Here is a 14,149-nt window from a genome sequence, read left to right on the forward strand (position 1 = left end):
TTTTAATTCATTGAAGTAGAGAAAATAATGAAATTTGTCGATGAAGTTATCATCAATGTTGAAGCAGGGAAGGGAGGGCATGGTTGTCTAAGTTTTAGACGTGAAAAATTTATCCCCTTTGGTGGCCCTGATGGGGGCGATGGTGGTGATGGTGGTAGTGTTTATTTAGAAGCTAACAATGATTTAAATACCTTAGTGGATTTTCGTTACCAAAAGCATTTTAAAGCTAAAAATGGCCAGCCTGGCATGGGTAGCAATTGCACTGGTAAAAAGGGTGATGACTTAATTATTCAGGTGCCAGTTGGCACACTTGTTTTTGATTATGAAACGGATGAATTATTAGGCGATATTAGAAAGGCTGGTGAGCGCTTACTGGTTGCCCAGGGCGGATTTCATGGACTTGGTAACACGCGCTACAAAAGCAGTGTCAATCGAGCACCTAGGCAAACCTCGCCTGGCACCGCAGGTCAAGCTCGTCGCTTGCGTTTAGAACTACGAGTGCTTGCTGATGTTGGCTTATTGGGTTTGCCTAATGCAGGTAAATCAACTTTAATTCGAGCAGTTTCAAGTGCTAAACCTAAAGTTGCTGACTATCCCTTTACGACACTTCATCCTGAATTAGGTGTAATTAGCACATCGCCATTTAAAAGTTTTGTTATGGCAGATATTCCTGGGCTCATTGAGGGTGCGGCTGATGGGGCAGGATTAGGCCACCGCTTTCTAAGACATTTAGCTCGAACTTGTATTTTATTACATGTTATTGATATCTTTCCCATTGATGGTAGCGATCCAATTAGCAATGCCAAAATTATTTTAAATGAATTAATTCAATACGATCCGCAATTAATTAATAAACCACGTTGGCTTGTTTTAAACAAAATAGATATGTTACCAGATGAACAAGCGCGCGAAAAAATTAAGCAAGAAATTATTCAAGGATTAAACTGGCAAGATAAAGTCTTTATGGTGTCTGCCTTGACTGGTGAAGGGACAAAAGAACTTTCTTACGCTTTAATGGAGCTGATTGATCAAATGAAGGAGACGGGAGCTGATTAATTCGGCTGCATAATAAACAACCAGCGGACTTCGGTGCGGTAAAACATGCGTTTCTTTTCCTTCAAACCGATTATGGCTATAAAAAATAGCCAGTGATGTTTGGCCCTTATTAGGCTGCTTGGACCAGTATTCATAAAGTCCACAGACATGAAAATGCAATAACGCCCGATTGAGTTCATGGAATTTAATTAATGAGTAAGTTTCTGGACGCTGAATTAATGACTGCAAAAGGCCGCCTGTCACTTCATCTAAAATAACAATCGGCTTTTGCCGCTGCTGAACGAGCTCAATCAATTCTTCCGAGGCTTTTTTACCCGAGTTAGTGAGTAAATGAGGCTTGATGATAGGTTGTAGTATTTCAGTGATTGTAGCAACTAACTGAGGTTCTGCCCAAACTTTGCATTCTACATAAGGTGTATCGAGACGGTAGCCTGTCTTACAGTTAATTCCTTGTAATGCCTCATCAATCGCTTCGGCAATTTCACTCTCAGCCACACCAAATAATGGCCATTTAAGGAGTTGATTAGTATGATGTTTTGTTTTTTGTAGGATTGGCAAGACATGCTGATTAAACATGGGTAAACATTCACGAGGGGGACCTGGTAGCATAATAAATAATTTATTATCATGCTCTACATAACAACCCATTGCAGTACCGTTTGGGTTTGGTAATAACACCGCTGTTGCTGGAAACATGGCTTGTTGCTTGTTGCCAGTATTTAAAGAAAGATTAGTTTGATTAAGTCGATTTTGAATATGGGTTAATGCTTCGGGAAATTCTTTTAATGGATTTTTTAAATAGCGACTTAGCGCATAACGTGTTCTATCGTCTGATGTAGGGCCTAAGCCACCTATGAGTATAATAACCTGATGTTGCTTGGCTAAAAACTCAATGCATTGGTATATTTCTGCTTCATCATCACTGCACGAGAGATGCAGTCCAACTCCTAAACCTTCGGAATTTAAAGCATGGGCAAGGTGATGAGAATTGGTGTCAAGGGTATCTCCTTGAACAATTTCATCACCAGTAGCTAAAAATGCGATCGTCATAATACCAAACTAAAAATCTATCATCTATCTATCATAGAGCTTTCAGCAGCAAAAATGAATGATTAAAATGTTAATCGGTTGTGCCAATAGTCACTTTAAATGTAGCCGAAGCAGCACCACAAGGGTTAGTCGCTGTGACTGTAACAGGAAATTCATCCTCTGCTTTGGCTTTAATAATAACTAACCCATTGCGCCGGTTAATAATTACTTGATTTTCACGATTGGTAACTAGGGCTGATATGGTGTAATACATTTTGGTGCCCTTAAAGGCTTCTGAGGCTGAGATTACTTTTGTTTCATCTAATTGTACACTGGTTTCAGGAATGTCTTCAGTGACGCGCGGCTTATCATCCTCAGTGCATTCTGTAGTGACCGATTCAGATGGTTTAATAATATTATCATTTGAACCGGCTGCGAAAGAAAAATGAGGAGAATAGAAAAAACCACTGATAGCCATCACATAAATAATTTTATTGAGATTTCCTTTCATATCAATGCCTTCATGGTTGTTTGTTTAATATTAGCACTGATCGTTAAAAAGCGCTTAATGCATGGAAAATCTGTGTTTTAATTTGTCATCTCCGTGTGGCATTATTGCATGGATAGAATAAATGATCAAAACGACCTTGTAGCTTGGGTGAAACGAAGTGAAACCCGGGTTTCGGCCCTATGGGCCTACGCCTGAGCTACGTTTTAATTTATCCACGCAACAATACCTTGAGAGCGAAGCGAAGCAATCCAGGTCGGGTCTTGACAAACTTACCTGACTGGCTCGCCTCACCTTTGGCTACGTAAAGGTTCGCAACGACTTAATTCTTCTAGCTTGGCTTTCTACGCAACAATGCCGGGATTAACTGACGATTTTCAACCTATAGGCCACTTATCTTTGCAAAATTGTTAAATTTTTAACAAATTCTTTACTAGCTAAATAGCTTGCAGTTCATGTTTATAGGTGTTACTCTCTGCCCTGTTTAGAAATAGACTGCTATTGGAAAGATCACAAAATACATAATTAAAACAAGTAGTTTTTTTTAAAACCTATATTATGTTAGTTACTGTTTAAATACCTAGCATTGATTAGGATCATTTTGTGAAAAAAATTACTGGGATGTTTTTAGTGATTTTAAGATTATTGTTAATAGTGAATAAAAAGTAGCTTTGTACTTCTTTTATAAAGAATGAAATATTTTTTGTTTAGAGTATAGGCCACTGTTAAATGAGCCTATATTTTTTAAGCTGCTTATCTGTTAGGCATCTTCGGGTGCTAATTTTAAACATTTTAGCTACGCATGTATCTTTCAATTTCTTAACCTTAAACCATTTAATTAATTATTTAAAATTTTATAAATCATGAAGATGTAAATGAGTGATTTATTAATGTTTACTTAAGAATTGGGCTTTATACTGGGCCTGTTTAATGAAGTAAGTTAATTAACTCTATACCTAGTCAACATAAAATGAGGTAGTTTTTATGCGTAAAAAGATAGAGGAAACAAGAGAACAGCAAGATGCTAAAACTGGTACAACTCCAATAGGAGCGCCAACAGCGCCTAGCGGAAAAAGTGCTTCTCTACCTAGAACACAAAACCAAGATAGACAATCAAGCGTATTGTATTCTCAAGTAAGGCAAAATTTTGCTTATATGATGCAAAATAATTATGCTAAAGCTCTTGTCAAAATAGGTGGAACCAGCGTTGGTGTTGCCACCATACTTTACCCACTTGAAGTCCTTCGTGATCGGGCACAGCTAGACATACAATCATCGTTTAAGCTTAAAGATATGTTTAAGTTTAAATTTAAGGATATCAATTTTAATAACTTAAAAAGCTCGTTTAAATCTCCAGTTATGTTTAATTATAAAACATTGATGCCCTTTATACAGGGATATATTAATGCTAATAGGATGAGTTTAGGTAAAAATACTGTAATAGCACAAAGGGACCCTGTTTCTCAGCATGTGGAATCTTTTATCGGTGAAAAAGGTAAAGAAAATACAGATCCTGTTGGTAATAATGGACGATTTAATTATAATAAATACGCTGTACCTTCTATTGCTGCCTTAATCATTACCACGCTTGATATGACATTTACTCAGTATTATTCTAACATGCGTGTTTTCAATACGATGGGTAAAGTTATAGAGCTTGAGTCCTTAAAACAGAAATTTGATTTTATGCGGGCGGGCGCTCCTCTTCGTTTTGTTAGGAATTATGGTAGCACTTTAGCTTGTCTTGCTACTAGCACGATATTAAGAGAGCCTATTGATGCCTACATACCGCATGATACCTCTCCTTATATTCATAATGCCGCCACATCTCTTATCGCAAGTACTGTAATTGCTCCAGGCGTAAATGCATTTGAGTGGTGGTATCGCAATCAGATGAAGCAATTCAATACTCAAACATTTAAAACACCTTCGAGTTGGCAAGTTTTAAAAGAAGCGGTGAAAACAAGTGGACTGAAAACCCCTTTACGGGGGCTTAAGTGGACTATAATTACTAACGGGCTTGCTTTTTTTGCTATCAATGGTATATCTGATCTTTTAGATACCTATGTCTTTACAGATTCTAAACCAAGGAAGCCACAGGTACCAGTACCAGAACAGCCACGAGTTCATACAGAAACCAAACGAGAACAACCGCGAGCGAGCCAATCACGTAATGCTTTTTTTGCATCTACATCTACAGATACAGAGCAAAGGAAGCAAGCGGAATTAGGCTCGAAAAATGGTGCTATAGAACAGCAGGGTAGTACAAACGAGCCACCACGCGTGTAATTTTAATATTAAGCTTAGAAAGAGAATCTAAGGAGTATCTTTCTAAGTTTTAGTCTAAAGATTAATCGCTTAAAGCATTATAGATTTAGACTGGCGTTCCTTGCTGATTCATCAATTTCATTATGCTGATCATCATTATGATCGTTGTTTGATAAATATGAGGTAAACTTAGTCAAAATAATAGCTTGAGCAGCTAAATTAGCTGCATTCCATAAATGAGGCGCTAACATACTAGCTAAACGAATTTTTGGTTGAGAAAAAAAAGTAGGAGCAAGTTTCCTTGTAGGTGTAATAAAATTCCGGACCATATGGCACCTCTATGCTGTTTAATAGAACATTTAGTGTACTTTATAAATTTAATAAATGACATAACTTATTGTATTTTAAATAGTTAGTTTTTTAGCCATTTGGTTGATTTATTTTTCGTTTTTTAGCTTTATTAACTAAATGAAATAATTGTAATTATTTTTTCTATATTTTTTTCCTTCTATTTTTTATAATTCGTTTTAAAAATTTCTAATATTAAATAGCTATTTCATGCATACTCAAACGCCAATCGATGCGGTGATTACTTGGGTCAATGGTAATGACAAAAGTCATCAGGTAAAATTATCCGAGGCATTAGCTAAATTAGGTATGCAGCAAAGGCCTATTGCTGCAGAGCCTACGCGTTTTAATGAATGTGGTGAAATTAATTATTGCTTACAGTCGTTATTTCGTTTTGCGCCCTGGCTTAGAAACATTTTTATTGTGACTGATGCCCAAATACCGCCTATTATCGAGCAGTTAGAAAATACCGAGCTTGCTGCCAAAATCAAACTAATTGATCACCGCGAGATTTTTGCAGGCTTTGAGGATGTTTTACCTACGTTTAATAGTATTGCTATTGAAACCATGTTATGGCGAATTCCTAAGCTTGCTGAGCAATTTATTTATTTAAATGATGACTGCTCAATCATTCGACCAGTAACACCAGATGATTTCTTCAAAGGCAATAAACTGGTTCTTAGAGGTGAGTGGAAAACGCAAACGAGCAAAAAATGGCAAAATTATTTCTATCGGTTAAAAGGTTTTTTATTACAAAAGCCTCCTAAATTGCTGACTTGTAGTGAGCATCGTACGTTGCAAGAAAATTCAGCTAAACTCACAGGATGGACTAAGCATTTTTTTCACTTGCCGCATGCCCCATTCCCTATGCAGCGGTCTACTTTTGCAGAATTTTTTACAGCCTTCCCGCATTTATTAGCAAATAATATAAGGCATACATTTCGCAGTCCTAAGCAATATTGGCCAATTTCCTTAGCGCATCATTTAGAAATTAAAAACAATAACGCTATCATTGATAATTCGCTTAAAGTGATTGCAGTTAATGGCGCCTGTTATTCCTTGGGCAAAATTAAGCAGAAACTTAAGCAGGCTGAAAGAAATAATGTGGCTTTTATTTGCATGCAAAGTGTTGACTTAGCGCCTAAGCAATCGCAGGTATGGATGCTTGATTGGTTAAACAATAGGATTATAACGAATTAAATTTCAGCTAGCTCACTTCTTACCTGTAGTGTTTCAGTGAATGCTATGAGTGTTTTAGTTTTTTCTGTAAAGGGCGTTAATTTATCTTTGGCTTTCTGAAAATAACTATTAATTAATTCAAAAAGCGCCTGTTGCTCATACAGTTGGGCAAAAGTGATTTTTTGGTTAGCCACATCAGAAGCACGGTTTTTGCCTAAGCGCGTCATAGGTGCATAAGCATCCAAATAATCATCCTGCATTTGAAAGACTAATCCTAAATAATGAGCATAGTCGCATAAAGCAGCTTTTAGAGAGTCATCTGGATTTCCTACAACCGTAGCCATATTAATACAAGCAGAAATAAGTTTACCCGTTTTTAAGGTATGAATAGCACACAGTTGTGCCTCAGTGATATTGATATTATTTAATTCGGATAAATCTAGGCTCTGCCCGCTTACCATACCAGATGGGCCGCTTGCATGGACTAACTCACGAGTGACAGCAATCACTTGAGAAGGTTCTAGAAATTGAGGTAATTCAGTGAGTAAAATGTCCACGGCCAAGGCTTGCATACCATCGCCAACTAAAATGGCGGTTGCTTCATCAAACTTCCGATGGCAGCTTGGTTTACCACGTCGAAAGTCATCGTTATCCATGGCGGGTAAGTCATCATGTATTAATGAATAAGCATGAGTTAACTCAATGGCTGCAGCAATGCGGTCAAGACTTGGCAGGGCCGCATCAATCACTTCTCCCGTTAGATAAACAAGCATAGGCCTTAAGCGTTTTCCCCCAGGAAATAAGGCATAATGCATGGCTTCTTGTATGCGTTTTGCAGGGATTTCTAGGTTTTGAATAACTTGCTTAAGAAATGTCTCATGATGCGTACGATAGTAAGTTAACTTGTCATTGATCATTACATAATCCCGCGGGATCTAAAGAGTTTAAACGTAGTATTTCTATTTTTTGCTCAGCCTGAGTTAAATCAGTTTGGCACTTACGCGCTAAATTAATTCCTTTTTCATAATATTTTAGGGATTCTTCTAAGGTTAAATCTCCTTGCTCAAGCTTTTTAACTATTTCGTCAAGCTCTGCGAGGGATTTCTCAAACTGAATAGCTTTAGCCATAACCATCCTATCCTACGCTTATTGAAAACATGTCAAGTATACTAAAGAAACGTGGAAATACTATGTTTTAAAGAGAATTGCCTATATTTTTATAAAAATATAGGCAATTGGTACATTGAGATTATTTATTACTAGTTGAATTAGAGTTCAGGCTAGGTAAGCTATTAACTACAGTTGCCAAACTTGACGCGGCTTCTTTTAGTTTTGTTGCAAAAAAACTTATGCCAGAACTAGCTATGCTTTGACTGCTATTATCAACGTCAACCAGCTTATTAAGCCCTAGCACCTCATTAATATCTAAATTATTTTTGATGATATTAAACCATGTAGCATGATCAAGGCCCTTAATTTTTTCAATTAATCCTGAAGCATGTAATACTTCAAATCTTTGAAAAGTAAGTATGCCATTAAATAGCAAAGGCCTTATTCTATCATGCACAAGATTAGTTAATTCCGCATCCGTCAGTAGCTTAAATCTATTAATACTCAGTTCACCATTAAGAACTAATGCGTTTATAGCCGTAACTTTAAGGTTATTAATCAAGCGGGAGGCGCTTAATTCTCTAAGTTCTTGTAAACTAATTTTATTAGAATAAACTAAGTTAAATATACTATCCTCGTAGAGATGACGGCATTCCACCTCGGTAAGTGCCTTAAGTTCCTCGAAGGTGATGCTATTGTTATATAGTAATTTAGATAGATTGAGGTTTTTGAGTCGCTTACAATTGGTATCATTCAGCGCCTTAAATTCCTGGAAAGTTATTTTATTATCGTATAATAATGCAAATATGGTTTGTTCTTTGAGCCGTTCACAGTCTTTGTCAGTAAGTTCTTTAAATTCTTGGTAGGTTATTTTATTGTTTTTAAATAGTTTATATACGCCTTTAATAGCAAGGTGTTCGCTATCTTTAGTATTAAGTGCCTTAAATTCTTGAATAGTTATTCTATCTTTCTCTAATAAATTAATTATTCTATTACTTATAAGAAACTCGAATTTCTCATCCGTAAAATCAAGAATATCTTTAATCTTTAAACCGTTTACAGCCAGAAGAGTGTTTAGATTGGGATTTATTTTTTGATTTAACTGAATCCTTTTTGATAACCTTTGCCATTGCTCGTTAGACATTTCACTAAAATGAAGGTCTCCTTTTCTAATCTGAGCAATGAATATAGCCTGGTAATCACCCATATTTGATAAAGCTAGCGCTAAACTTTTAGGAATAAAGAAAGGTTTGTCATCTTTTACTAATTGAACATACCTTTCCTGCTTTTCAAATTTGATATTATCTAAAGCGGTGGTAGGTAAATTAAAATAGCGAGCCATGAGCATGGCAACTTGTTTGGCAGGTGAGCTTTCATGCACAATAACTTGCTTATTGGCTTCAATAAAATCAATTATTTTTTTATAAAATGAAGCTTCTGGGAAAAAATTAGCGTCAATAGATAATGCCTGCCATTTTTCCTTATTTAAAACGATATCGAGCATAAGCAACCAAGTTGTCTCAATCAGGGGTGAATCGGTCAATAAACCCATAGGCCTGTCTTGTGTGAAAACCCTTGCGTTTAATAGCCTTGCAAACATAGAAGTAATGGCATCAGGTGAGGTTTGATTGCGATACGCCTGTGTTTCTGTTAAGAATTCGCCAACTTCCATATCTATGGTATCCCAAATGTCTTTTGACCACTCAATATCTGTCTGGGAGCGAATGACATCAACTGCCGCGATTAAAGCTTTATAAGCAGGGTTAGGGATAGATGATATTAGTCTTCTATGTGCTTCATCATGCATACCTGAATAAAACACACGTGCTAATATTAGATGAAATGAAATTGTATCTTCTACACCTGGATAAGAAACAGCAGCATATCTTCCATGGCTTCTTATTGAGTTTTTAATGTCATCAATTGAAAATTTTCCTAAGCTTGGAAAAATTGATTTAGCATGTTCACCATAAATAGCTTTGGTTAATGCATCTCGTGCCCCAACACTAAAAATGGTAACAGTGACAACATCTTCCTTATCTTGTGCATATTGTTCATCAGATTCTATACCTTCATAATTTGCTTGAATGACAGGCGTACGTGATTTTTTTATTATTTTAAGCTCGTGTCCTAACTCTAGAAGCCCTCGAATGCCAATACTTTGTCGTGAGATAGCCGGTATTTTAACAATATAAAAGCATTGCTCAGAACGAGGTTTATCTTTTAATAATGCTAAAAATTTATCTTTATCTTCGGAAGATAAAAAATGAGGTAATATATCGGCTGCTTTACTTGTCAGTTCATTATTTGCATCAAAAAAATCAAAGCTATTAACCGCAGTAAAAGTTGAGCCAGCCAAACCTAGTTGCATTTCTCGAAATTCCAGAATGCTACTTACTTGCTCACGATTTATTGCGCCTATCGAAAAAGCGTAAGCTGCTGACTTAGCGAGTTGATCCAAATCATCATCGAAGTGATCTCTTAATATCGTGCTATAAGAATGGCCTTCAGCAAGCATGGAAACGAGCCCTTTAGCTTTTTCCTCATCTATAGTTTCAAAAGTAGGGCGGTGAGATTTAAAGAAATCGTTAATTTCATGCTCGTTAAGAATGAATTTTGTAATTTCTTGGATTGAAGTAGACATATAGTTTTAAAAATATACAAATAAGAATATTTTATAATAAATTTATCTTATTGTAAATTATTTAATCATTTAGATTTATTTTATATCTACTAGTTTGTTTATTAAATGAACTAAAATTAATTTAAGTGTAAGGTGTTGAAGCAGAATGTGATTTTTTTATTAAGTTCATCAATAGCAGAAAGGGATATTTCTAGCCTTAACTAAGACGGTACTTAAGCCACACAGGCATCACTTCATTTAAGTAGCGCATAAATTTCCACAGGCCAACTTGCGATTCTACGATACCAAACGGATCAGCTTTTAATTCAGGATAGGCTATACCTAAGCCAAAGAGGCCGGGCGCAATGATACCTGTATGCGTGTCATAGGACATATGTTTAAAATTTTCAATGGTTATTGAATTACGGCGCTCAAAGCCAACGGCATAAATGACCTGATCACATAAAGCCAGCGGTTGATGTATGTCTTGCTCTAATAGATTAACCCGAATTAAATTTTTAGGTAGCGTACCGTCAATATGATCACGAACCCAAGTCGCGGTGTCGCCTTTTAAACCTGTGTTATCAAACAAAGTCCAATCACCCATATCAATGGCATAGCGACAAGGTGAACGGTAAAAATTAATCACCTTTTTTGCCCCTAATTCCACCAAATTGCGTATAATAATAAAGGCTGAATGAGAGGAACCAAAAACGCCATAGGTTTCATTAAGATTAATAACCTGCGCTAAACGTTGTTTATCAATGGCTATGTCGAAAGGTAAGCTCGTAACATCGGGATAAGTTAAGGTCGAAGGGACTGAGCCTGTGGCTAAAATCACCTGATTTGCTGTGTAGTGTTGCGAATCTTGGGATAATACCCACTTTTTATTAGTCATGTTTAAGTGCTGAACAGTGGTTTCTTTGCTGCGAACCTTAGTACGTAGTTCATTGGTAATCCATTGCAATGGCTCAACAATTTCCTTTAAAAGGCACGTTTGATGACTCGGTAAGGTATGGATAGTAAACTGGCGGGCGTTAGCTTCGTAATTAAACGCAGGTGATGCATAAAGAAAATCGGTAAATTTACTAACAACTGTATTACTAGAGACATTTGGCCAAAGCCTACCTAAGTCGCCTACGTTAAAATAAGGATCAAGCCATAAGATATCTTTCGGTTTAACGCTTGAATCAATTAATTTACCGACTGCTGCAATGCCTGCTGGACCTGCACCAATTACCGCCCATTTAAAAGATTGAATAGTCATTTGCAACATCAGTAAGGGTAAGTGTAGTATGCATAAATTGTAGAAGTTAAATACCTTGTTAACAAGAAATTAGCATTAATATTATGAAAACAAAAACTCGTTTTATATGTAGCCAATGTGCTTGTACGTTTTCTCAGTGGGCAGGCCACTGCAGCCAGTGTGGAGCTTGGAATTCAATTATTGAAGAAAATACCATTAAACCTGAAAAAAACGCGCGCTTTAGCAATTATGCTAATCAACGATCGGCTATCACCTCGATTGAAGATGTCCTCATTGATCATGAAGTACGCATGGATTGCGGCTTATCTGAACTTAATCGCGTGCTAGGCGGAGGGCTTGTGGAAGGCTCGGTTGTTTTAATTGGGGGCGATCCGGGTATCGGAAAGTCAACTTTGCTATTACAAACACTTGCCAATTTATCACAACATGAAAAAATTCTTTATGTGACGGGGGAAGAATCGTTACAGCAAGTAGCGATGCGGGCTAAACGCTTACAATTGCCAACAGCTAATTTACGCTTATTAGCAGAAACGCAAGTTGAAGCAATTATTAATCATGCCCAGAAAGAATTACCTAAGGTTATGGTGATTGATTCTATTCAAACCATCTATACCGAAGCGATTAGCTCAGCGCCTGGTGGGGTAGGGCAGGTAAGGGAATCAGCCGCGCAATTGGTTAGATTTGCTAAGATGACTCAGACTGCGGTGTTTTTAGTAGGACATGTCACGAAAGAAGGTGCGATTGCTGGGCCGCGGGTATTAGAGCATATGGTTGATAGTGTTTTATATTTTGAAGGCCAAAGTGATAGTCGCTTTCGAGTCATAAGAGCAATTAAAAACCGATTTGGTGCTGTTAATGAATTAGGTATTTTTGCGATGACTGATCGCGGGTTAAAAGAGGTTGCTAATCCGTCAGCTATCTTTTTATCCAAGCAACCTGAGCCCACGCCAGGAAGTGCTGTCATGGTCACTTGGGAAGGCTCAAGGCCCATGTTAGTTGAAGTACAAGCACTAGTTGACGAAGCACATGGGCAGCAACCAAAACGTGTAACGGCAGGCCTTGAGCATAATCGTTTAGCTATTTTGTTAGCTGTGTTACATAGGCACGGTGGTATAGCCACATTTGATCAAGATGTGTTTATCAATGTAGTCGGTGGCGTGAAAGTGACTGAAACAGGCAGCGATTTAGCCTTATTAGCTGCTGTGGTATCAAGTCTACGTAATCGAGTATTTGACTCAGAGACCATTATTTTTGGTGAAATTGGACTGGCTGGGGAAATACGACCGGTACAAAGTGGGCAAGAACGATTACGAGAAGCTGCAAAACATGGGTTTAAACGGGCAATTATCCCCTTTGCTAATGCACCTAAGCCTAAGCAGAATTTAATTGAAGTTGAACCTGTAAAACATTTGCAAGAGGTGCTTGTTAAGCTATAAGCAATAAGCTTCTTGCCTAATTGCTTAGGCAAGAAGTCTACTTAATGTTGATCAAAATAGTCAGGTCGAACACCATATATAGAACAAGTAAGCGTTTTATCAGATTGCTTTTCCCACGTAGGCTTATCTAGTACTTCGTTGGCGTCTCGATAGCCTTTATCCATTCGTAATTTGATCACATCTTCAATAAAATTATAATCTTTAAATGAATGGGAGTAAGGGCCAGTTTGATGAATAATGTGTACGATGCTTAAGCGTTTACGATGACCTAATTTTAAAATCTGTTGTACTTCAGGATCTTCTTTAGCTTCTTTAGACAGTTTATCACCTAAAAATTGAATGGCTGCTTGTAGGTTTTGTTTAACTGTATAAACATTTGTTAAGCGCCGGGAATGGCTGGCATAACGGATATCTTTTTGCCGTTCTTCAATTTGATCCATGGTTTGTGGTAACTGACCTTGTAAGCTAAAGCAATCCACGACAAAGCACAGTGTATCAAGTTGAGGTAAGGCATCCAACACAGTCACTAGAGGCGTATTTGCATAAATACCGCCATCCCAATAATAATCTTCGCCAATTTTTATCGCAGGAAATCCTGGGGGAAGTGCGCCACTAGCCATCACATGTTCAACCGTAATTGGGCATTTTTGATTATTAAAAAATATCATTTGGCCTGAAGTAATATTAACTGCACCAAGGCATAACGTGACTTTTTTATTATTATTGATCCTATCAAAATCAATATGCTCCTCTAAATTGCTGCGTAGTTCAGAGGTATCATAATAACTTAATTCATCAGGCATATTGTGTGTCAGTGGGCCAGGAGGCATTATGCGCGGCTTAAAAAAGCCATCTAGCCCGCAAAAAATAGAGTACATTGCGCCCATATGATTATGCAAATGGTGCGTAAAGTCGTTCGCATTAAAGTCAAAAAAATTATCTACTAATAGTTTAGGGGTTATTGACTCCCAGAAGCTCATTAATTTATCTATCTGGGTTTCAGGGGGATTGCCAGCAATAATCGCGCAATTGATTGCGCCAATGGAAACACCTGTTAGGTAATTTGGTAAATAACCTCGCTCACGAATAGCGCGGTAAGCCCCTACTTGATAGGCACCTAATGATCCTCCACCTTGGAATACGCAAGCTATCCTATCATAATGCTGTTTTGCACGTAGCGGTTTCTCAGGCTGATTAATAAGGCTAATTGCCTCTTTATGATGTTTACTCTTTTCTAATTTTGGTCGGCTCATAACCATCCTTGAAGCTGCACTTTTTATTATTATATACTCATAATTAGTAGATCGTGGCAATCCCTAAAGATT

Annotated in this window: 12 protein-coding genes; 4 read left to right on the plus strand and 8 right to left on the minus strand. The window is 37.2% G+C overall.

The genetic code is table 11. The features are described from left to right. Window positions 1-27: 27 nt before the first annotated feature. Window positions 28-1,056, plus strand: coding sequence for an Obg family GTPase CgtA (cgtA, locus tag DYE47_RS03035; protein WP_115301851.1), 1,029 nt, complete (start codon window positions 28-30; stop codon window positions 1,054-1,056). Here the strand turns inward: cgtA and DYE47_RS03040 are convergent. After that, window positions 1,012-2,106: a competence/damage-inducible protein A gene (locus DYE47_RS03040; RefSeq protein WP_115301852.1), complete on the minus strand. Its 1,095-nt coding sequence runs from the start codon at window positions 2,104-2,106 to the stop codon at window positions 1,012-1,014. The genes cgtA and DYE47_RS03040 overlap by 45 nt on opposite strands. A 70-nt stretch (window positions 2,107-2,176) precedes the next feature. Continuing rightward, complete coding sequence (locus DYE47_RS03045; protein WP_115301853.1) at window positions 2,177-2,596, minus strand: hypothetical protein; 420 nt, start codon at window positions 2,594-2,596, stop codon at window positions 2,177-2,179. Between the two features lie 981 nt (window positions 2,597-3,577). Between DYE47_RS03045 and DYE47_RS03050 the strand changes: the two genes are divergently transcribed. Next, window positions 3,578-4,882: a hypothetical protein gene (locus tag DYE47_RS03050; RefSeq protein ID WP_115301854.1), complete on the plus strand. Its 1,305-nt coding sequence runs from the start codon at window positions 3,578-3,580 to the stop codon at window positions 4,880-4,882. Window positions 4,883-4,959: 77 nt separating this feature from the next. On the opposite strand, the gene DYE47_RS03055 is transcribed toward DYE47_RS03050, so the two are convergent. Then, window positions 4,960-5,190 carry a hypothetical protein gene (locus DYE47_RS03055; protein ID WP_115301855.1) on the minus strand — a complete coding sequence of 77 codons (231 nt, stop codon included), beginning with the start codon at window positions 5,188-5,190 and terminating at the stop codon, window positions 4,960-4,962. 229 nt (window positions 5,191-5,419) lie between these two features. Here DYE47_RS03055 and DYE47_RS03060 point away from each other — a divergent pair, with 229 nt between their 5' ends. Further along, complete coding sequence (locus tag DYE47_RS03060) at window positions 5,420-6,409, plus strand: Stealth CR1 domain-containing protein (protein ID WP_115303995.1); 990 nt, start codon at window positions 5,420-5,422, stop codon at window positions 6,407-6,409. Here DYE47_RS03060 and DYE47_RS03065 read toward each other — a convergent pair. From DYE47_RS03065 to DYE47_RS03080, 4 genes are all read right to left on the minus strand, one after another. After that, window positions 6,406-7,305 (minus strand): polyprenyl synthetase family protein, encoded by a 900-nt coding sequence (locus DYE47_RS03065; RefSeq protein WP_115301856.1) that lies wholly within the window; start codon window positions 7,303-7,305, stop codon window positions 6,406-6,408. The two genes, DYE47_RS03060 and DYE47_RS03065, sit on opposite strands and share 4 nt — an antisense overlap. Then, window positions 7,295-7,516, minus strand: a complete 222-nt coding sequence (locus tag DYE47_RS03070; RefSeq protein WP_165482076.1) for an exodeoxyribonuclease VII small subunit — start codon at window positions 7,514-7,516, stop codon at window positions 7,295-7,297. Before DYE47_RS03070 ends, DYE47_RS03065 begins: the two co-directional genes overlap by 11 nt. 121 nt (window positions 7,517-7,637) lie before the next feature. Next, a complete protein-coding gene (locus tag DYE47_RS03075) occupies window positions 7,638-10,142 on the minus strand; it encodes a hypothetical protein (protein WP_115301858.1) in 2,505 nt (834 codons plus the stop codon). Window positions 10,143-10,338: 196 nt separating this feature from the next. Then, the gene (locus DYE47_RS03080; RefSeq protein WP_115303996.1) at window positions 10,339-11,388 is read right to left on the minus strand and encodes an FAD-dependent oxidoreductase; all 1,050 of its coding nucleotides are present in this window, start codon (window positions 11,386-11,388) and stop codon (window positions 10,339-10,341) included. Between the two features lie 83 nt (window positions 11,389-11,471). On the opposite strand from DYE47_RS03080, the gene radA reads away from it, so the two are divergent. Next, window positions 11,472-12,824 (plus strand): DNA repair protein RadA, encoded by a 1,353-nt coding sequence (radA, locus tag DYE47_RS03085; RefSeq protein WP_115301859.1) that lies wholly within the window; start codon window positions 11,472-11,474, stop codon window positions 12,822-12,824. A gap of 41 nt (window positions 12,825-12,865) precedes the next feature. Here radA and DYE47_RS03090 read toward each other — a convergent pair whose 3' ends face one another. After that, window positions 12,866-14,077, minus strand: a complete 1,212-nt coding sequence (locus DYE47_RS03090; RefSeq protein WP_115301860.1) for a patatin-like phospholipase family protein — start codon at window positions 14,075-14,077, stop codon at window positions 12,866-12,868. Window positions 14,078-14,149: the final 72 nt, after the last annotated feature.

It is taken from the genome of Legionella beliardensis (assembly GCF_900452395.1).
In the GTDB taxonomy this organism is placed as follows: domain Bacteria; phylum Pseudomonadota; class Gammaproteobacteria; order Legionellales; family Legionellaceae; genus Legionella_C; species Legionella_C beliardensis.